The organism is Brevibacillus laterosporus DSM 25 (genome assembly GCF_002706795.1).
Classification (GTDB): domain Bacteria; phylum Bacillota; class Bacilli; order Brevibacillales; family Brevibacillaceae; genus Brevibacillus_B; species Brevibacillus_B laterosporus.
In genome coordinates this window covers 795,017-813,712 of record NZ_CP017705.1, presented here as the reverse complement: position 1 = coordinate 813,712, position 18,696 = coordinate 795,017, and the positions used below count along the sequence as shown (strand labels likewise).

The window sequence follows — 18,696 nt, the reverse complement described above, 5'->3', positions numbered from 1 at the left end:
GCGATGCATTCATCCAGAAAGTACAATAGGTAATAACTGATAATTCTGATAAAAAACAGTAAGTTTTTTCGTCAAAATCCATTCATGATGAACCAAGTGGCATTTGTTTGTTGGCACTAGCAAATATCACATATTGATCTTACGAGGGAGGAAAGCCGATGCTACATCAGGCATGTACCAAATTAGAAGAACTGTACACGGAAATGGTGGACTTACGTCGGGATTTTCATATGTACCCAGAGCTGTCTTTTCAAGAGGTAGAGACACCCAAAAAAATTGCTGCTTATTTGAGAAAGCTTGGTATTGAAGTACAGGAAGGGGTTGGTGGTCGAGGAATTGTTGCTACGATCTATGGAAAAAAACAGAAGAGCTCAGGGGAGCCAGGTAAAACGGTGGCGTTACGAGCCGATTTTGATGCGCTTCCGATTCAGGATGAGAAGCAGGTGGAATATAAGTCAAGGGTTCCTGGGGTCATGCATGCATGTGGACATGATATCCATACAGCGGCTTTATTGGGAACGGCTAAAATCATCAAAGAGTATGAGCATGAACTTAGTGGAACAGTGGTATTAATCTTTCAGCATGCAGAGGAGCTAATTCCTGGCGGGGCGATCTCGATGGTAGAGGATGGTTGCCTGGATGGAGTGGATGTTATTTATGGGGCGCATGTATTCTCAGGACTACCGCTGGGAGTGATTGGCGTACAAGAAGGATATATGCTGGCTGCGGGCGATGAATTTCAAATTGAAATTCAAGGCAAAGGTGGACATGGAGCAAGTCCTCATGAGTCCATTGATCCAGTAGTGATTGGTAGCCAGCTTATTCTGAATTTACAGCAAGTGGTGAGCAGACGTGTAGATCCCTTACAGCCGGCTGTAGTAACGATAGGCTCCTTTCAAAGTGGCGCTACTTACAATGTAATTCCAGATACTGCACAGATTCTGGGAACAGTCCGAACATTTAGTGAAGAAACACGTACTAGCATTGAAAAGGAAATGCAACAAATCGTCCAGCATACAGTTGAAGGCGCTGGCGCTACTGTTCAATTTACGTATCGCAGAGGCTATCCGTCTGTCTGGAATGATCCGGCGGAGACCAGGAGAGTGGAGGCTATCGCGAAGCAGCTAGTCGGGAATGAACGAGTCATTCGGGTTCCCCCACAGATGGGTGGTGAGGACTTTGCTTATTATTTGCAGAAAATACCGGGGAATTTTATCGGTGTAGGAGGCGGAAATAGTGAAATAAATGCCACATATCCGCACCACCATCCGATGTTTGATGTGGATGAACGCTCGATGCTACAGATCGGTAAGCTATTTTTGGGCTTACTTGCTGAGCATTTAGTTGTATCTGAAGATGAGGGGGCAGTAAAAACAACATCATGACCAAGAATGGATCAGAGAAAATGTGTAGGGGGAGTCTCTGATGGCATGGGTAACGGTCGTATTTCTATTTGTTTTATACATGATTAACTATCTGGATAAATCGATTGCTGGATATTCCGCTACCCAAATTATTCAGGAGATGACGCTTAGTCCAACACAATGGGGAGTGGTTGGTAGCAGTTTTTTCTGGTTTTTTGCTATTGCTGGTGTCATTGGGGCAGGCGTATCTGACAGGATAGGTACCAAAAAAATGCTGACGATCCTAGCGATTTGCTGGACAGTTATACAAGCTGGCTCACTTGTAATTACGAGCTTACCTATCTTAATAATGGCGAGGGTTCTGCTAGGAATCGGAGAAGGACCTACATGGCCAGTCATTGTTAGTCACATTAGCAAGTGGTTTCCCGCAGAGCGACGTGGCTTTATTTTTGCCTTGTTAACCTTGGGGGCGTCCATTGGTTCTAGTTTGTTTACTCCTGCTTTGGTATCCTCTATTGAACACTGGGGATGGAGATGGGCCTGGGCTGCGTTGGGAGCCGTAAGCCTCGTCTGGGTAATGTTCTGGCTAGTAGGTGGAAAGGATCGTCCGGACGGGAAAGGGGTGTCTGAAAATCATGTATCGCCAAAGAGTCACTTTGCCCAACTCGCAACAAGCCAGTCTGTAAGTAAATCCTCCGCGTTGCATTGGTCTGATGTCCGTCACATATTATTATCAGCAGACTTCCTATTTTCTTTCCTGCTTTACTTTGCACAGATGTGGGGTGTGACCTTCGTGTTGGTTTGGTTACCAACATATCTAGTGAAAGTAATGAAGCTGAGTTCTACTCAGATGAGCACATCTATCGCCATAATTGGTACAATCGCTGGACTAATCACGTTGCTAGCTTGTATGTTAGCAGACCGTTTGTTTCAAAGAACGAAGCTGGTACGCCAATCATATGTAGCAGTCGGCGGCATTGCTGTACTGACAGGCGGTATTTTGTTTAGCCTAGTTCCTTTGTTTCAATCTACGTCAATACTTCTTTGCCTCTTTTGTTTAGGAATAGGATTAACGACAACAGCAGGAAGCCTTGCTTCTGTGATTGGAAGTACACTATTACCTGAGCGAACAGGTCTAATTATGGGGGTTATGTCTGGACTAGTAACGTTGGCAGGTATGATTTCCCCCCTCGTGACAGGAGCCATCGTACAAGCTGCTGGAGCTAATCTGACCAACGGATTTCATCAGGTAGTACTTCTGAATGCGTTTATTTATGTTACTAGTGGTTGGCTGTTCCTCTTGAACGTAAAACGCAAGGAACAGGTCAAATTATCTCATACTGCTGATTGGGAGGGAAAGTAATCATGAATTCAATCATGACCTTCGTAACTACAGGAGATTATCTTCAAACCAGACGAGTACCCAGCTATCAGGAACCAAGCTTCCAGGAGATTGCAAAGCTTATTTGTCAGGCAGATGTACGCCTGACTAATTTAGAGATGCATGTTTCTTACAATGAAGGTACCCCAAATGCGATTTCTGGCGGTACTCATGTGCAAACAACCCCCGATCGATTGGAGGATGTAGTGGCATACGGATTTAATGTAGTGGGCACAGCCAACAATCACTCAATGGATTTTTGCCATGATGGCTTGTTACTTACTAACAAATATCTGCGAGAAGCTGGGCTATTGCACACAGGGATGGGGGCCAATCTGTTTGAAGCTGGCCGGCCTGTCTATTTGGATACCCCTTCAGGGAGAGTAGCGCTTCTTTCTGTGACCTCCTCCTTTCATCAAACCCATCTGGCTTCCGAACAGCGCCGCGACGGGAAAGGTCGTCCCGGTGTGAATGGGCTAAGACATGTGAAAAAACATCTAGTATCGCAAGCCGATTTTGAGGTATTGAAACGAATCGCTAGTCAAACAGAGGTAAATGCTCTATATGAAATGCTGGTGGAAGAGGCATTTCTGTCCCCATTACCAGAAGGAGTTCTACCGTTTGGCTATGATTTGTATGGATATCCTGCCATTTTTTATGCGGGAGAAAAAGAAAAATTGCTCACAATGCCGCATGAGCAGGATATGAAACGTCTGGAAGCCAGCATTGATGATGCAACACGTCAAGCGGATTATGTCATCGTAAGCTTCCATGCTCATGAAATGAAAGGGGCAAATAAGCAGCTTCCCGCTGATTTTGTGGAGATAGCTTCCCGTAGGTTTATTGATGCTGGCGCCCATGCGGTAGTCGGGCACGGGCCACATACGCTACGCGGTATCGAGATTTATCAGAATCGACCGATTTTTTATAGCCTAAGTAATTTTATTTTTCAGGATGAAACCCTGGAAGTGTTACCACAGGAATTTTATGATGCCAATTCATTCCCACAGGATATGAGCATTATGCAGGCCATGGACTCGAAAACAAATCAAGGGACAAAAGGCTTGCTGTCGATTCCTGAGGTCATGGAATCGGTCATCGCTTCATGGAGTATGGAGAATGGTCAAATAAAAGAGATTACCCTGTACCCTATTGAGCTCGGATGTGGCAAAAAACGTCATCAAAATGGTTTTCCTGAGCTAAGTAGGAATGAAGCGATTGTAAAACGAGTAGCAGAGCTATCAAAACCATATGGCACAGAGATTCAGGTTGTGGAGGGGATTGGCGTAGTACATATCACACCAAAAAAAATGGGAATAAAAGTGTAAAGTTTTACAGAAGGATTCAAAAACATGAATTTTATATTTATAATGTAAAGGGAGAGTGTCATGACTCCTATGATATGATAATTATATCCCTAAAACACCGAATAAGGAGAACGATTATGGAAAAAACACTAATTTTCGGACATAAAAACCCAGACACAGATACGATTTGTTCCGCATTGATTTATGCAGATTTAAAAACAAAATTGGGGGCAAACGTGGAACCAGTTCGTTTAGGCAACATGAACGGAGAAACAGAATTCGTCCTCAAATACTTTAACGTGGAGGCTCCACGCTTAGTAGAAACCATAGCGACAGAAGCTCAAGATGTTATCCTTGTAGATCACAATGAGCGTCAACAAAGTGCGAACGACATCGATCAGGTTCGCGTGGTTGAGGTTATTGATCATCACCGTATCGCTAACTTTGAGACAAATCACCCACTGTATTTCCGTGCTGAGCCAGTTGGATGCACGACTACTATTTTAAATAAAATGTATAAAGAGAACGGTGTAGAGGTAACGAAAACGATTGCTGGTCTTATGCTTTCTGCAATCATTTCTGACACGCTGTTGCTCAAATCCCCAACTTGCACGGAACAAGATGTGAAAGCAGCTCATGAACTAGCAGCAATTGCTGGGGTTGATTTGCAAGCCTATGGCTTAGAAATGTTAAAAGCAGGTGCAGACCTTAGCGACAAAACAATTAGCCAATTGATTTCTCTTGACTCAAAAGAGTTTGCTATGGGTAATTCCAAAGTGGAAATCGCTCAAGTAAATGCAGTTGATGTGAATGATGTGCTAGTTAATCAGGCTGAAATCGAATCGCATCTAACTTCTATCATTGAAGAAAAAGGGTTAGATTTGTTCCTATTTGTCGTGACAGATATTCTAAATAATGATTCCGTTGGCTTGGCGGTAGGTCGTGCTACTAAGGCTGTAGAGCAAGCATTCAACGTGACTTTAGAAGATAACAAAGCACTTTTAAAAGGTGTTGTATCTCGTAAGAAACAAATTGTACCAGTATTAACAGAAGCATTTAGCAAGATGTAATTCCAAAAAAAACCATTCATTCAATAAAATCAAGGCTTCCTTCGCGGTGTGATCGATTGATCTCACAGAAAGGAAGCTTTCTTTCATTTGTCGAAAAATATAAAATTTTACATTTTTTGAGATTTTAGTAGCGAATTCTCTGAAATAAATGTAAAATATAGTAAAATATTGATATTTCGTTAAAAAGGAGTGTTTACATGGTCGGGAGTAATCATGTGATGGTGCGATCGATACGGTCGGAAATTGAATATCGCATCAAATCATATAACTACACGCTTAGTAAACTCAGTGAATTGACTAATATCAATGCCGGGCACTTAAGTGGATTCTTAAAAGGAAATCCTATCCGGGCATTAACCATTGATCAATTAAATGCGATTGGACGAGCTTTTGGCGAGCCTACTGGATGGCTGTACGATTTATATGTGGAGGAATGCTTCCAAAGAGGAAAGGTTTCGAAGCGACGAGTTAGACCCTATCTGGTTCAATGTGCAGAATTAGGGAGGCATGACTGTATACAGATGGTGATCCCCCAGTTGTTGGAGGACCCTAAAAACATCGAAGTTCTCTTTGCCGTAGCAGAGCAGCTGTTTTATAAGGGAAAACAGAAGGAATCCGCTTATTTTTACCAGTTGGTGGTTGATAACGAAAAAAATAGCCATTCAGAAAGATCTGTTATTAGTCAATATCGTTTATTTCGAGCGCTACTTGGAAGCAATGCCGAAGAGAATGGAAAAGCTGTTATTCGTTTTGAACCGTTTCGAAAGCGACTCTCGGAAGGTCATCAATTGGACGCGTTATTGCAGCTAGCCAATGTGAGCTTTACTCTGCATAAGTGGAAAGAAGTAGAGAAATATGCAGACGAGTTAAGAGAGTTGGCTACCTTAGTCTACGAAAATGAACAAAATAAGCAGAAAAGTAATAGAAAAGGTGAACCTCTTAAAACAGAGCGACATTTGGTTGTCTATTATGGACAGGCCTATTTATTAAAATCAGAAGCATTAGAAAAACAAGGCTTGTATAAAAAGGCAAATGAGTACGCTGCTGGATATGCTGATTTAGGCTGGTTTGAAAATCTTGATGAAGTAGGCCAAAAGGAGGTACAGAAGTTCCGATTATGGGCCCGAGCAAATCGATATACGTTTGACCTACTCATGGGACAATTAGATATTCTTCCAGATTATATTGCTTTCCTTGAGGATAACCCAAAGGAGCTTCTTGCTGGCCTAGTGACCATTGTAGAATCTGCAAATAAATATGATTTTTCAATAGACAACATCCTAGAGAATTTTTCATTAGAGATAGATTGCTTTGATGGATACACAGACACGATTAATGTAGAACGCCATCTTCGGTTCAGGTATCAGTTAGCGATTTACCAGTTCAAAAATGAACGTTTTCATAAAGGAATAGTCGAAACCCTACGATGTCTCACTTTATCTACTACTACGAACGATCACAAGAATTTCATACGCTGCGTAACACTTTTTGAAGCACATAGATACCACGCGACAGGGCAACAGAAACAGGATTATAAAAAAATTATGGAGGAGGTAAGGAATGATGAAAGTCTTTTTGCTTTCGCTAGTAATGATCTTTGGGTTGTGTAGTCAGGTGGCGGATGTAGCAGTGGCAAAGGCAAATGATAGAGTGATTCAATACGATCATGGGATTGGTGGATAAATAAATACTCACTGTCCTTTTCGCACAGAGCACACCTTCTATTAGTGATATTATCCCCTTTTAGTAGACAGTAAGAAGCAAGACCCCTTACTGTATTAACTAGGAGGGGAATTTTCTATGGGGGAAATTAGAAAAACATATTCAAAGGATTTTAAGTTAAAAGCCGTACGGCTTTATTTGAGCGGTGAACAAGGGTACAAAACACTTACAAGGGATCTCGGCATTAGTGACCCTTCTATTTTAAGAAGATGGGTTGATCATTATAGAAAGGAAGGTATACAGGGACTAGATGAAAAACGCGGGAGAACAAAAAATCCTCTTAGAGGAAGACCACGAATAAGGCCAGAGAGTACGGAGGAAGAGATAGTTCGATTACGTGCAGAGAACGAATTCTTAAAAAAGTGGCTAGGTCTAGAAAAGAGGTGAAACCGAAAGATAAATGCTGTTTTTTCGAGCTTATTAAAGAATTGTCTAAAAAGTATTCTATTACTTTATTGTGTAAAATTACGAAAGTATCTCGTAGTGGTTTTTACAAGTGGCTTTCTCGTGAGAAACACCCCACCTCAAAACAATTGGTAAATGAAAAATTAAGAGAAATGATCATGGAGTGTCATCAAGAGGTCAAAGGTATTTACGGGTATCCCCGAATAAAAGTGTGGTTATTTAGAAGGTACGGGCTAAAAGTCAATCATAAACGTGTGTATCGCATTATGAAGGAACTTGGGATACAAGCGCTAATCCGTAAAAAACGAAAATTCTTTGGGCGCAAAGAGAAGGTTGTCATCTCCGAAAACAAGCTGAATCGAAATTTTTGCGCCTCACGGCCAAATGAGAAATGGGCTACAGATATTACCTACATACTATTTAATGGTCGCCGTCTTTATCTGTCTGTCATATACGACATGTATAACAACGAAGTTGTTGCCTACAAAACAAGCAAACGTAATGATTTACGACTCGTAATGGATACCGTAAAATTAGCGATTAAAAAGCGGGATGTAAGCGGAGTCCTCCTACACAGTGATCAAGGATACCAGTACACCTCAAAGCAGTATAACCAGTTCCTTCAGCAATATAAAATCGTAGCAAGTATGTCTAGAAAAGGTAACTGTTTAGATAACGCCTGTATTGAGGGGTTCTTTGGGCATTTAAAAACAGAGTGTTTGTACCTTCATTCGTTTCAAACAGATAAAGAAGTGGAAGAAGCTCTTCACGGTTACATTAATTTCTATAATCAGCAACGGTTTCAATCTCGATTAAAAAACCTGAGTCCGATAGAATACCGAACTCAGGTAGCCTAGATGGGGCTTGTTTAAAGTTGTCTACTTGACAGGGGCAAGATCATAGGAAGGGTGCTTTTTTTTTTGTGTTCGCAAGAAGGAGATCATCGAGAAAATATCGATAAAAAAATCTTTATGTTAAAAAATGGGTAAAATAGATTATTTTTACAATATTTCTCAAAATGGGTTTTTTGGGATAATGGGATATAGTGTAAATAAGACATTTGATCTAAAAAGGAGGAGGTCGATATTAAAGATCTAAAAAAGGTAGAGCACGTTCTACTCTATCATAGGAAAAGAACGCCTAGAACGAATCTGAAATACTCTGCCCCTATCAAATCCAGTAGTCCTTTAGCAGGAAAACGGATTCAAAGCTATCAGACTGAGGACGAGTTACACACAGATGCAGAGAATCTTAGAAAAAAATTAGTAGAACTGGTCTGCAAAGAAGGTACATTTTCAAGCCTTGCAGTCTTAGAGATGAGTCAACAATTAGATGAGTATATTGTCCATATGCAGAAAAGGATTAAATCCTACAAACACTAGTGCTTCCTGTTCAGATGTCAGTGATTTCTAAAGCAGTAATAAGACTTTGCCAATGCTTTGCCTACCTTCCATCCATGCATGGCTTGTGCGGTTTCTACAATAGAGGAGTGTTTACCGATTTGAATGTGTATTACTCTACCATAGGAGGCGAGACAATCCATACTTTTTTCGGACACCTCACCGGAAATAGAATCCAGAATAATAGGGGCGCCTTTCCCATCTGTCACATCATGTACCTGTTGTATAAAATTGCAATGATTCGAGCCAATAACATGGTTGGCGCCCACTTCTTGTACGATCGTAGCTTTATGTTCACCGCTCACAACCCCATTCACTAGTCCCGTCCCATCCGCATGACCAATTGAAAAGCAGTTGTTCCAATTCCACCGGCTGCCGAATACATAGGCACAATTTCTCCTATTTCAACTCTAGTAACATGCGTAAATAAATGGTAGAGCGTATTTGTTATAGACTCATCAATAAGCGATAGATTTGCATCTCTATTATATATCAGAAAATTCCGGATTAAAAGACAGGCAACACGTCATAATGGGCATTTTGATTATTTACCGCATCGTGGGTAAAGCAAAAGGCCCGTATCTAGTATACGAGCCTACTCGTCATGATTTTTCTGTTTTTGTTCTGCTAGATAAGCTAGAAAACGGACATGCTCTAGTGCTTTTTGCTTATCTTCCTCCGAGAGCTTATCCAATTCAGAGAGAAATAGTGCTTCAAAAGCAGAATAAGAGCTGGCCGTTTCTTTGACTAAGTCGGGACGTTTGTTACCAAAAAGAATGCAATCAGCAGATACTTCTAGTGACTCTGCTAGACGAGAAATATCATCATGATTGGGATTTGTATAGGCTCTTTCCCAGTTAGAAATCACTTGTGATGAAACATTTACCCGAGCGGCCAACTCTTGTTGTGTCCATTTTTTCTGTTTTCGGAGAGCTTTGATTCGTAGTCCGATCGTTGGCATTCTTGTCACCTCTTTACCCAAATAATAACAAGAACTAACGAATTTAGGTAGTTTACTAACGATAATTGAGAGTATTACAAAAAATAACAATTGAAGAAACGAGTTACGTTATTCTAATGGTTATTCATTTTTCATAACATGCATTTGTTTTCTTGGAGAAACCAAATAACTTATCAGGGGTGTACCAATGATCGCGAGGTAAGCAGGAAATGTAATGGAAGCTAAAAGAGATAGACCAAGGTGTTGATATTTTCTCAACAGATATGGAACAAAATGACACTTTTCGTCAACATTCCTAATACAATAAAAAAAACAGTGTTTAGGAGTGAGATGGAAAAATGAATTGGCTTCTCATACTAGGATTTGCTGTCTCATCGAGTCTCGATAATCTCGGTGTAGGAATATCGTACGGTATTCGCAATATTCGCATTGGCTTTCTTTCCAATTGTGTGATTGCTGGTATCTGCTTTATTTTGAGTGAAATTGGGATTTATTTCGGTCAGCTGCTGACAGCTATACTTCCTGGGATACTTCCCGTTCTGATAGGTGCTCTGCTTTTATTCGTTATTGGCGTACGGATTATCTTATTGGCATTCCCACGTAAAGAACAGGTTTTGGCAATATCAAGCGAAGGTGGCGTGAACACCAGAAGCATCAAGGGAATCCTGCAAAATCCTGAAGAGGTGGACTTGGACAAATCAGGAGGAATTGGAGTAGGTGAAGCATTTATTTTGGGAATTGCCCTTGCTGCAAATGCTGTTACCAATGGTCTAAGTGCAGGCCTAATGGGCTTATCTCCGCACGCTATTTCGCTAACTGCGGCGATAGGTAGCTTCATAACACTCTGGGCAGGAGTTGCTTTAGGAAAAAAAGTAGCCTCCATTCGGATTGCTTCTTTCACCTTAGGTCAATTCGGCACCATTATAAGTGGAGTGATGCTTTTGGTGATCGCGGCCAACACTCTGTTGTAACTGATAACAAACAAGTATGACAAGAAAAGCAACTGCTTGTGGTAAAGCGGTTGCTTTCGTTTTTACGTTACTATTAGAAAATATAGAGCAACTTTCCTTTAGGAAGTAATTATATTTTTGTCTCATCGTTACGAAAAGATATTTATGTGGTAAGATGCAGTACATCAGCCGAAAAATTGTACAGGAGGATATTCATGAGTACGATAGAGCCAATTGTATTGACTAAGGGAATACCAGGCGAGATATGTCCTATTGCCAAGACACTCGATGTGATTGGTACGAAGTGGACTTTTTTAATCATTCGCGACCTGCTTATTCAAGGAACGATGAGATTTAGCGACCTGCTCAAATCAATGGATGGAATTAGTCCCAAAACATTATCACTTCGTCTCAAGGAGCTGGAGATACAAGGGGTAGTAGCAAGAAAGGTGTATCCAGAGGTTCCTCCACGTGTGGAATACACGTTAACGGACAAAGGCAAGCAATTAGAAGGAATTTTTATTGAATTGAAGCGATTTGGACTAACGTTGTAAAATCCGATGCATTTTGTCAAGAAAAAGGACCAAAGGGTTCTTTTTTTGTTATCGGGAGAAATTTTGTATAAAAAATTTTAGGCCTCTATACCGTGCTACAACAAAAACTTACGAAAATGTAACTTTGTGAATGAAATATCACTCCTTCAAATCATGATTGTTTCGAAATAAAATGATCTCAACAAAAAATGTTTTGAAACAGGAGGAGTTACAACATGTTGAATGGTAAAAAAGTTGTGGTTATTGGCGGGAGTTCTGGAATAGGCTTGGAAACGGCTAAGCTTGCACTAGCAGAAGGTGCTGATGTTGTCATTGCCAGCCGTTCTGAGGAAAAGCTACAGGAGGCCAAAAAGAAGCTAGGCAAAAATGTAACAACCTATATGTTGGATCTAACACAAGAGATGCAGGTGCAATCTTTCTTCCAGCAAGTAGGTGCACTTGATCATTTAGTTATTACTGCTGCTGAAACCTCTGGTGGTCCATTCCTTGAAATGGAAGTGGGCAAGGCACGTCAATTGTTTGATAACAAATTTTGGGGGCAATACTACGCCGCTAAATATGGAGCACCTAATATAAATGTAGATGGTTCCATTACCTTGTTTTCCGGTGTGGTGGCTTATAAATCTATGATTGGATCGGCTACGCTTGGAGCAGTTAATGCAGCTGTTGCCAATCTGGGTCAAACGCTAGCCTTGGAATTATCTCCTGTACGCGTGAATGTCGTCTCCCCAGGTATCATTGATACGCCATCACGCAGTAAAATGCCTGAAGAAGCACGTACTAGCTTTTATAAAGATGTGGCAAATAAGCTTCCTGTAAAACGAATAGGACAACCTACAGATGTAGCACAGGGCGTGATGTATTTGCTTCATAATGATTTTGTTACGGGGACCACTCTTCATATTGAAGGTGGGCATATCCTGCTATAACCTGAAATCCCCTTCTCTTAAAAGAACAAAGCATGTATCTCTAAGAGAAGGGGATTGGTTGTCTAATCATCAGCTTTCATTACTTATCGAGGGATTTCCCCTTTATCTGCACGAGTTACAAAGTGAGCTAGCTGTGGGATGGCAATGCCGATGAAAATGAAGCTTACACCTATCCATTGCGACACAGACACAGCTTCTTTTAAAATAAGCACAGATAAAATAACGGTAACAGGTAATTCCGCTGTCGCTAGAATCGTAGCAAGCCCGGAGCCGATTTTTGGAATCCCGATGGAGAAAGCAATCGAAGGGATTACAATACTAAAGGTTCCTAAGGCTAGTGCGTATTTCCATAGACCTTTTTCTAATGTGCCATCATAGAGAAAGGTCGGTGGGAAAACGATGAGTATGAGTACTAATGCACCCGCTATCAGTAATACACTCCGCGGAAATGGCGGAACGTCCACTGCCACTTTTCCACTTACAAAAAGATAACAGGCAAACGAAACAGCTGACAATAATCCTAGGAGGATACCGCTTATTTCAAAGGATTGAACGGATTGATTCAGTAAGCCACCGGAAAGAGCAGTTCCGACTAATAAGAATAGCACAGAGATGATTTTTTCTTTTGATGGTAATGTCTTGGTGGAGATTGACTCAATAATGATACCGATCCAGACAAATTGAAATAAGAGAACGATGCCGATAGAAGCGGGGATCGTTTGTAATGCAGCATAATAACAGATTCCAGTGAAACTAGCTGATGTACCGGCAAAAAATAAAACAATTGCCTTTTTGAGTGGGACTCGCTGTCTAAAAAATAATAACGTCAGTACAAGTAATAAGAGCCATCCCGTTAGATATTGGCTTCCAATTACCTCGCCAAGTGTAAAGCCCATCTGATACGCAAACTTGACAAATATGGCTAATACACCAATGCTACAAGCTCCTGCTAACACAAGAAATGAATAACGAAACAATTCGAGCCTCCGTATAGATGGAAAATTTTAATAGATAAGCTGAGAAGTCTCCCACTTCAAGCGCTACCTAAGTGGTGAGCTGTTCACGCAAGCCTTCTTATGTTGCTACGCTTACCTTCATCTTTTGTAGGCGTGCAATGACCTCTTGCAGCACCTCCATGTCCTTAACAAGTGCAATACGCACATATCCTGCACCACCTGCACCAAATCCACTGCCAGGCGAAAGGAGAATCCCCGCTTGGTCTAAAAGATAGCTTACGAAATTTCGATCACCCATTTCTTCATACTCGCTAGGAATCTTTGTCCAAAGAAAGAAGGATGCTGGTGACTTTTGAACCTCCCAGCCTAGCTTTTGAAGCTCTGGGACAAAATAATCCATGCGTTCCTGATAGCGTTTCGTCTGCTCAGATGCGTAATATTCCATATGATCAAGTGCATCTATGGCAACACATTGAAATGGTAAGAACATGCCAAAATCAACGTTGAATTTCATCGTTCGTAACCCTTGTAATACGGTTTTATTTCCTAAAGCAAAACCAATACGCCATCCAGCTACGTTACAAGATTTGCTTAAACTATATAGCTCAACAGCGACATCCCTTCCCCCAGGTAAGGAAAGAATACTAGGAACCTCAACACCATCATAGGAGATTTCGGCATAAGCTAGATCATGTATGATAACAAAGTTAAATTCCTTTGCAAGAGCAATGGCCTCTGCCAAAAAGTCTTTAGATAACACGGTTGCTGTTGGATTTCCCGGTGAACAAAGGACCATCACCCTGGCTTTTTGTAGATCCTCTTTCGAAATCTGTGATAAGTCTGGTAAGAAGGTTTCTTTTTCACATGGAAAATAAATCGGTACGCCGCCCACTAAATGTAAACAGTTCGTATAGACGCTGTATGAAGGGGAGGGAACAAGAACGCTATCTCCTTCATCTAATAGGGAGGACAGCAGGTAATAAATCCCCTCTTTTGTTCCTAGTACATCTAAAACCTCTGTTTCATCACATAAGCTGACTCCGAATCGACGTGCATAATAAGACGCAACCGCTTTTTTTAGCTTTTTCCCAACGTCTGGAGTAAAATCACCGTAGCCATGATAACTTGGGTTTGAAATGTATTCTTTTAATTTTTCCACTAATTCGGGATTGGGCGGACCATCTGGATTCCCGATTGCTAAGCTAATGACAGGTCTTGTTTGCCTTTGTAATTGCTCCTCAATAAAACTAAATGCATCTTCTGGCAGGGTTTGGATGTAGGTTTTTGCCATGTATAGGCTCCTTTCCAAGTCATTTTTCTCCTTCCTAAATAAGAGAATTAGCGGATTGGTTTTTCTAAGAGACGATTCTCTACTCCAATTTCTCCTGAAGTCACTTTCATTTCAAATTCATAGATGCATGCTGCTAATTTACTTACAATCTTTGAGATATGATCTTCTGAAAATAAAGACATTGGATATAGTAAGAAAGCAATCTTCATGTTATCTTCTGGATTCACTTTAAATTCTGGTACAATACTAATTAAGGGAAGCTCGCGTCCTTTATTGGTTTCATTCCAACAATATTGAATGAACGTTTTGGCAATTTCGCTAAAATCAAAATGGGAGGAATGTAAGCGGATGCGATTAAATGAAATCGTAAATACTAGCTCCCATCCAAGGGAAGCACGATTAATAACAGAGATACCGCTTACTTTTTCAAGCTCCTCCTTAAATTTTATACGTAGCGTATGTAGCTGGACTAAATATTCCTGAAAACCTACTCTTCCTAATCGGTTCATTGCTACCCAGGCAGCAGCGATGCCACTAGCAGGACGAGAATTTTCTATGGTATAGCGATAGGCGCGGAAGTTACCAAATTCATAGTCGTTTTCTCCATACGTATAGGAACCTTCATTTAAACGATTAAAGCATTCATCCGTTTTGGAAACAAATAAACTTGTTGAGTATGGGCACAAACCATTTTTGTGCATATCCACGCCAAACGAATCAAACCGAGAAACACCTTGCATTTTTTCTACTGCTCGCTTAATTTTGCCACGAATTTCAGGATTTTCGATTTTCTGTTCCCATTCTTTTTCACTTAGTCCCATAAAAGTAAACCACAGCCATCCGATAACACTATCTAAATGAAAATAGGGAAAATAGGTTTGCTTTGTTTCTGTAAAAACCTGCTCAACACACTGGTAAACCTCATTCGTATCATCACAAGCAAAGTTAATCGTGGTACCACCGCAACAGACAACGGCTGCAATGCGTTTTCCTTTAGCGAGCTGCTCGTGTAGAACCTGTTTTAGCTTGGTTACATCCATGCGCCAATCTTTTGTTGTTCCAATACGAATACATTGATCTGCTCCTAATCCAAGTATGGAACAAACATGCTCAACACAATAGTGTGCTCCTTCATTTGTTACAACCACGAGATCGTTTGGGATGCCTTCACGTCTTGATTCAGGGGCGATTTTTGAAATGGCTGATTTTATTGCGTAGAAAAGTGTTAATTTTCCGCCATTGCAAGAGATGCCATGTGATTGCTCCCAGCCTACTAAACGACCAATGGCTCTGGCTATGCGTTGCTCAAATAAGATCGTTTTGCCACCAAAAGCATCCATTAAACTATTGGAATTGTATAATTGCGTCATTGTTGTTGCTGCTACTGTATCTAACAAAGGTGAGGGAACCATATTAAAGAGCGAATAGGGTGAGTGTGGACGAATACTGCCTTCAAACATTTCAGCAAGACTCGTAAATACTTCTTCTGTATGTTTCCCTGTTTCTGGCATATAGCAGTTTTCTAGATCTTCTTTATAATGAAATGCTTTTGTAGAAAATTTAGGATTTAGATGATTCGTCGCTTGAAGCTGTTTTTGAAGGAGGGCTGTCTTATTGAATAATGTCTCTACATTATCTTCGTGTGGAAGTAAAAATTCTGTTTCTAGCATTGTGTCTTTTATCATATCGAAACCTCCAGTAAGTACTGCTAACTATCATGTGATTTATAAATCAACAATTTCGATTTTTTATACAAGGGAGATCGTAAGCAATTCATTTTGTTTGTATAAAGTATGTTGGCTTATGTCGTATCCCTCCTATGCTAGAGTAAAGAACGGAATGGTTACATTATGCTACGCATATAATTTCAACAAATAGGAAAGGGTTATACTATTTGGAATTATATTGTCTATAATATAACCTAAAATAGGCTATTTTGTCGATATTTGTATTTACCTATAATGAAATGAATTTATTTTTGTTGAATTATTCTGAATTTTCGTGTTTGTCCATGAGATGTATCGACTAGTCTCAACGTATAAAAGCCCGCACATAACATGCGAGCTACTTGTCGTGATCCTGTTGTTTTTGATTTGCTACATAACGCAGGTAACGGATGTGTTCCAGCGCCTTTTTCCTATCTTCTTCTGATAGCTGTTCTAATTCAGATAAATATAATGCTTCAAAATCAGAATAGGGGCTAGAAGCCTCTTTAACCAGCTTAGTATGCTTACTGCCAAAAAGGATGTAGTCAGCAGAAACTTCTAATGATTCAGACAGTCGATAAATATCATCATGATTGGGATTCGTGTAAGATCTCTCCCAGTTAGAAATGACTTGTGGTGAGACGTTTACACGAGTAGCCAATTCCTGTTGCGTCCATTTTTTCTTTTTCCGCAGCTCTTTGATTCGTTGACCGATCAATGGCATTCTCGTCACCTCTTTTTAAAATAATATCAGTAACTAACGAATTTAGGTAGTTTACTAACGGAATTTGAGAAAGTGAAGAAAAAAGAGCATTGACAGTAACGTGTTACGTTATTATGATAGAGATATAAGCTCCTAAAAATTGGAATGAGAGGTGCTACATATGGTTCATCAGAATGTCGAGAGAGTCAGGCGGGCAAAAGGAATCACGAAGACGCATTTGGCAAAGATACTAGGGCTATCATTACAGGGATATAGACATATTACGTGCGGGCAGGTGAGGCTTGATGTAGAACGCTTGCAGATTATTGCAAATGTATTAGACGTTGAACCAGGCATTTTTTTTGATGATGAACTAACGGATTCAGTTATAAAATCTATGAACCAATCTAAAACAGCTTGAGAGCGAAAGAATCGTTAGAAATAACGGTAAAAGCTACAAAGGTGGGGAATGGATGGAAGGAACGGCTTTACAATATGAAGCGTTTGGGGAAGGGATGAGAAAACGGAGAAAGGACAGGAAGTTAAGCCTGTCACAGCTATCCAAAATGACGGGAATTAGCAAGGGGGTGATTTCAAAAATAGAGAGTGGGGAAACCCGCAAACCTGAATGGCGGACCATTAAACCGTTAGCTATTTCCCTACAGATTCCGTGGGAAGATGTCATTGGCTACTATGCAGATGTGGAACGGCGCCCCAAGATTTTACTTGATTTGCTCTCCAAATCCATTTCACTACGACAGACCCCACTGATTAAAAAAGTAGCGCTACGTTTTATTCAACTACCGACTGAGGATAGTTATGTGCTCATGGAAAAGTTGTATGAGCGATCCTGTCTGGTTGATGATCTTCCCATCCGATTCACTTTATTCAATTTTATCGTAAGCTACGCAAGGGAAAGAGGTATGCAAGAATACCTAGCTAAAGGCCTTTTGCAAATCTATCTGGCACAACGGCAGGATTTAAAACAACTGGAAGAATCCTTTCAAATCGGAGAGGAGGTGTTGCATTACATTGTGTTTTTGACGCAGGAGGAAAGGATTGATTTCCTTTACAAATTAGCCCTGCAAGCTTATGCATTAAAGAAGTACGAAAAATGTATCGCTCTTAGTAAAGCAGGGATTCGAGAGGATCAAGGCAGTAGCGAGTTTAAAGCGAGAGGCTACCTAGCTATGATTAATTCCCTGTCACGTTTAGGGCGATACGAAGCTGTAGAGTGGCACCTAGAGCAATTTCAACAGCTTCCCTATTCATTTGTAACAGAGGCTGCATTGCTAACAAGAGCTATTTTACACGCAAGGAGACAGGAGTATCAGTTTGCTATTCCCTTACTCCAAGAGTGTTTAGTCACAGGCAGTCCGTCTTCCAAAATTCATGTGGTAAATGAGCTTCTGGATATCTTCCTTACCACCAATAATGTGAAAGCCTGCGAGGAGCTATTTCATCAAGAAAAAGAATGGCTGTATATGAACTTGCAAACACCTTACAAGCATTTAGCGGTAGGGAAATATTATCGGTTTAAAGGATTTCATCAAATCAAGGTTGGTCATGTGGACGAGGGACTTGAGAGTTACAGTAAGAGTCTGCTTGTCTATGCAAAACTAAATGCCTTTTCCGAAATGAATGAATGCATCAATGATATCCTGACACATTTTGTCGCTTGCTCCAAAGCCATTACTGTAGAGCAAATGGAACAATTGCAACGCGTGTATCAACAAATTGTTTCTGAACACTATCAGATTAAGGGGGGCGTAATTTATGAAAAAAGCAATAGGAATGCTTCTAATGTCTGTAACGATGCTTGTGACTGTCACGCTTACTGACTCTGTGGCTCAAACACAAAGCGGGACAAGTCATCAGGTTCATCCATATGACTATGATCCAGGGTATTAAAAACCTGGGCTATGTAAAGCCGTAAATCAATGGAACACAGGAGCGTTTACTAAATAGCGCTCCTGTGTAAAAAAGCAATAAACGTA

20 protein-coding genes are annotated in these 18,696 nt (G+C 40.6%); 14 read left to right on the top strand and 6 right to left on the bottom strand.

Annotated elements, in window-relative coordinates; genetic code table 11:
* Positions 1 to 158 precede the first annotated feature (158 nt).
* From BrL25_RS03960 to BrL25_RS26365, 9 genes are all read left to right on the top strand, one after another.
* The gene (locus BrL25_RS03960; RefSeq protein ID WP_018674021.1) at positions 159 to 1,385 is read left to right on the top strand and encodes a M20 metallopeptidase family protein; all 1,227 of its coding nucleotides are present in this window, start codon (positions 159 to 161) and stop codon (positions 1,383 to 1,385) included.
* 40 nt (positions 1,386 to 1,425) lie between these two features.
* Entirely contained in the window at positions 1,426 to 2,727 is a 1,302-nt protein-coding gene (locus BrL25_RS03955; protein ID WP_018674020.1) for an MFS transporter, read from the top strand.
* Between the two features lie 2 nt (positions 2,728 to 2,729).
* Positions 2,730 to 4,073, top strand: coding sequence for a CapA family protein (locus BrL25_RS03950; protein ID WP_018674019.1), 1,344 nt, complete (start codon positions 2,730 to 2,732; stop codon positions 4,071 to 4,073).
* 116 nt (positions 4,074 to 4,189) lie between these two features.
* Complete coding sequence (locus tag BrL25_RS03945; protein WP_018674018.1) at positions 4,190 to 5,122, top strand: manganese-dependent inorganic pyrophosphatase; 933 nt, start codon at positions 4,190 to 4,192, stop codon at positions 5,120 to 5,122.
* A 197-nt stretch (positions 5,123 to 5,319) separates the two neighbouring features.
* Positions 5,320 to 6,732, top strand: a complete 1,413-nt coding sequence (locus BrL25_RS03940) for a hypothetical protein (RefSeq protein WP_018674017.1) — start codon at positions 5,320 to 5,322, stop codon at positions 6,730 to 6,732.
* Positions 6,683 to 6,805, top strand: coding sequence for a hypothetical protein (locus BrL25_RS26210; RefSeq protein ID WP_255193678.1), 123 nt, complete (start codon positions 6,683 to 6,685; stop codon positions 6,803 to 6,805). Before BrL25_RS03940 ends, BrL25_RS26210 begins: the two co-directional genes overlap by 50 nt.
* Before the next feature lie 117 nt (positions 6,806 to 6,922).
* On the top strand, positions 6,923 to 7,231 hold the full coding sequence (locus BrL25_RS03935) for a transposase (RefSeq protein WP_099327224.1): 309 nt from the start codon (positions 6,923 to 6,925) through the stop codon (positions 7,229 to 7,231).
* Positions 7,228 to 8,106, top strand: a complete 879-nt coding sequence (locus BrL25_RS03930) for an IS3 family transposase (RefSeq protein WP_236848055.1) — start codon at positions 7,228 to 7,230, stop codon at positions 8,104 to 8,106. Before BrL25_RS03935 ends, BrL25_RS03930 begins: the two co-directional genes overlap by 4 nt.
* 228 nt (positions 8,107 to 8,334) lie before the next feature.
* Positions 8,335 to 8,631, top strand: coding sequence for an aspartyl-phosphate phosphatase Spo0E family protein (locus tag BrL25_RS26365; RefSeq protein ID WP_308470847.1), 297 nt, complete (start codon positions 8,335 to 8,337; stop codon positions 8,629 to 8,631).
* A 17-nt stretch (positions 8,632 to 8,648) separates the two neighbouring features.
* Here the strand turns inward: BrL25_RS26365 and BrL25_RS03920 are convergent, their stop codons facing one another.
* Positions 8,649 to 8,966 (bottom strand): zinc-binding dehydrogenase, encoded by a 318-nt coding sequence (locus tag BrL25_RS03920; protein WP_018674353.1) that lies wholly within the window; start codon positions 8,964 to 8,966, stop codon positions 8,649 to 8,651.
* A gap of 278 nt (positions 8,967 to 9,244) precedes the next feature.
* Entirely contained in the window at positions 9,245 to 9,610 is a 366-nt protein-coding gene (locus BrL25_RS03915) for a helix-turn-helix domain-containing protein (protein WP_018674352.1), read from the bottom strand.
* A 338-nt stretch (positions 9,611 to 9,948) separates the two neighbouring features.
* Between BrL25_RS03915 and ytaF the strand changes: the two genes are divergently transcribed.
* The 3 genes from ytaF (at position 9,949) to BrL25_RS03900 (ending at position 12,043) form a co-directional block, all read left to right on the top strand.
* On the top strand, positions 9,949 to 10,581 hold the full coding sequence (gene ytaF / locus BrL25_RS03910; protein WP_018674351.1) for a sporulation membrane protein YtaF: 633 nt from the start codon (positions 9,949 to 9,951) through the stop codon (positions 10,579 to 10,581).
* Between the two features lie 194 nt (positions 10,582 to 10,775).
* On the top strand, positions 10,776 to 11,114 hold the full coding sequence (locus BrL25_RS03905; protein ID WP_018674350.1) for a winged helix-turn-helix transcriptional regulator: 339 nt from the start codon (positions 10,776 to 10,778) through the stop codon (positions 11,112 to 11,114).
* Positions 11,115 to 11,329: 215 nt separating this feature from the next.
* Complete coding sequence (locus tag BrL25_RS03900) at positions 11,330 to 12,043, top strand: SDR family oxidoreductase (RefSeq protein WP_018674349.1); 714 nt, start codon at positions 11,330 to 11,332, stop codon at positions 12,041 to 12,043.
* An 83-nt stretch (positions 12,044 to 12,126) separates the two neighbouring features.
* On the opposite strand, the gene BrL25_RS03895 is transcribed toward BrL25_RS03900, so the two are convergent.
* The 4 genes from BrL25_RS03895 to BrL25_RS03880 all read right to left on the bottom strand — a co-directional run bounded on the left by BrL25_RS03895 (position 12,127) and on the right by BrL25_RS03880 (position 16,720).
* Positions 12,127 to 13,020 carry an EamA family transporter gene (locus BrL25_RS03895; RefSeq protein WP_018674348.1) on the bottom strand — a complete coding sequence of 298 codons (894 nt, stop codon included), beginning with the start codon at positions 13,018 to 13,020 and terminating at the stop codon, positions 12,127 to 12,129.
* Between the two features lie 97 nt (positions 13,021 to 13,117).
* Positions 13,118 to 14,290, bottom strand: a complete 1,173-nt coding sequence (locus BrL25_RS03890; RefSeq protein ID WP_018674347.1) for a pyridoxal phosphate-dependent aminotransferase — start codon at positions 14,288 to 14,290, stop codon at positions 13,118 to 13,120.
* 47 nt (positions 14,291 to 14,337) lie between these two features.
* A complete protein-coding gene (locus tag BrL25_RS03885) occupies positions 14,338 to 15,975 on the bottom strand; it encodes a pyridoxal phosphate-dependent decarboxylase family protein (protein ID WP_018674346.1) in 1,638 nt (545 codons plus the stop codon).
* A gap of 379 nt (positions 15,976 to 16,354) precedes the next feature.
* The gene (locus BrL25_RS03880) at positions 16,355 to 16,720 is read right to left on the bottom strand and encodes a helix-turn-helix domain-containing protein (protein ID WP_018674345.1); all 366 of its coding nucleotides are present in this window, start codon (positions 16,718 to 16,720) and stop codon (positions 16,355 to 16,357) included.
* Positions 16,721 to 16,880: 160 nt separating this feature from the next.
* On the opposite strand from BrL25_RS03880, the gene BrL25_RS03875 reads away from it, so the two are divergent.
* Together BrL25_RS03875 and BrL25_RS03870 are read left to right on the top strand one after the other, a co-directional pair.
* The gene (locus BrL25_RS03875; RefSeq protein ID WP_018674344.1) at positions 16,881 to 17,120 is read left to right on the top strand and encodes a helix-turn-helix domain-containing protein; all 240 of its coding nucleotides are present in this window, start codon (positions 16,881 to 16,883) and stop codon (positions 17,118 to 17,120) included.
* Between the two features lie 52 nt (positions 17,121 to 17,172).
* The gene (locus BrL25_RS03870; RefSeq protein ID WP_018674343.1) at positions 17,173 to 18,540 is read left to right on the top strand and encodes a helix-turn-helix domain-containing protein; all 1,368 of its coding nucleotides are present in this window, start codon (positions 17,173 to 17,175) and stop codon (positions 18,538 to 18,540) included.
* Positions 18,541 to 18,696 lie beyond the last annotated feature (156 nt).

What these genes read in the sequence shown, in the direction of transcription:
- BrL25_RS03960 (WP_018674021.1), top strand. Translation starts at nt 159, where the DNA reads ATGCTACATCAGGCATGTACCAAATTAGAAGAACTGTACACGGAAATG.
- BrL25_RS03875 (WP_018674344.1), top strand. Translation starts at nt 16,881, where the DNA reads ATGGTTCATCAGAATGTCGAGAGAGTCAGGCGGGCAAAAGGAATCACG.
- ytaF (WP_018674351.1), top strand. Translation starts at nt 9,949, where the DNA reads ATGAATTGGCTTCTCATACTAGGATTTGCTGTCTCATCGAGTCTCGAT.
- BrL25_RS03905 (WP_018674350.1), top strand. Translation starts at nt 10,776, where the DNA reads ATGAGTACGATAGAGCCAATTGTATTGACTAAGGGAATACCAGGCGAG.
- BrL25_RS03935 (WP_099327224.1), top strand. Translation starts at nt 6,923, where the DNA reads ATGGGGGAAATTAGAAAAACATATTCAAAGGATTTTAAGTTAAAAGCC.
- BrL25_RS03900 (WP_018674349.1), top strand. Translation starts at nt 11,330, where the DNA reads ATGTTGAATGGTAAAAAAGTTGTGGTTATTGGCGGGAGTTCTGGAATA.
- BrL25_RS03880 (WP_018674345.1), bottom strand. Translation starts at nt 16,720, where the DNA reads ATGCCATTGATCGGTCAACGAATCAAAGAGCTGCGGAAAAAGAAAAAA.
- BrL25_RS03945 (WP_018674018.1), top strand. Translation starts at nt 4,190, where the DNA reads ATGGAAAAAACACTAATTTTCGGACATAAAAACCCAGACACAGATACG.
- BrL25_RS03915 (WP_018674352.1), bottom strand. Translation starts at nt 9,610, where the DNA reads ATGCCAACGATCGGACTACGAATCAAAGCTCTCCGAAAACAGAAAAAA.
- BrL25_RS03940 (WP_018674017.1), top strand. Translation starts at nt 5,320, where the DNA reads ATGGTCGGGAGTAATCATGTGATGGTGCGATCGATACGGTCGGAAATT.
- BrL25_RS03885 (WP_018674346.1), bottom strand. Translation starts at nt 15,975, where the DNA reads ATGATAAAAGACACAATGCTAGAAACAGAATTTTTACTTCCACACGAA.
- BrL25_RS03870 (WP_018674343.1), top strand. Translation starts at nt 17,173, where the DNA reads ATGGAAGGAACGGCTTTACAATATGAAGCGTTTGGGGAAGGGATGAGA.
- BrL25_RS03890 (WP_018674347.1), bottom strand. Translation starts at nt 14,290, where the DNA reads ATGGCAAAAACCTACATCCAAACCCTGCCAGAAGATGCATTTAGTTTT.
- BrL25_RS03955 (WP_018674020.1), top strand. Translation starts at nt 1,426, where the DNA reads ATGGCATGGGTAACGGTCGTATTTCTATTTGTTTTATACATGATTAAC.
- BrL25_RS03950 (WP_018674019.1), top strand. Translation starts at nt 2,730, where the DNA reads ATGAATTCAATCATGACCTTCGTAACTACAGGAGATTATCTTCAAACC.
- BrL25_RS26210 (WP_255193678.1), top strand. Translation starts at nt 6,683, where the DNA reads ATGATGAAAGTCTTTTTGCTTTCGCTAGTAATGATCTTTGGGTTGTGT.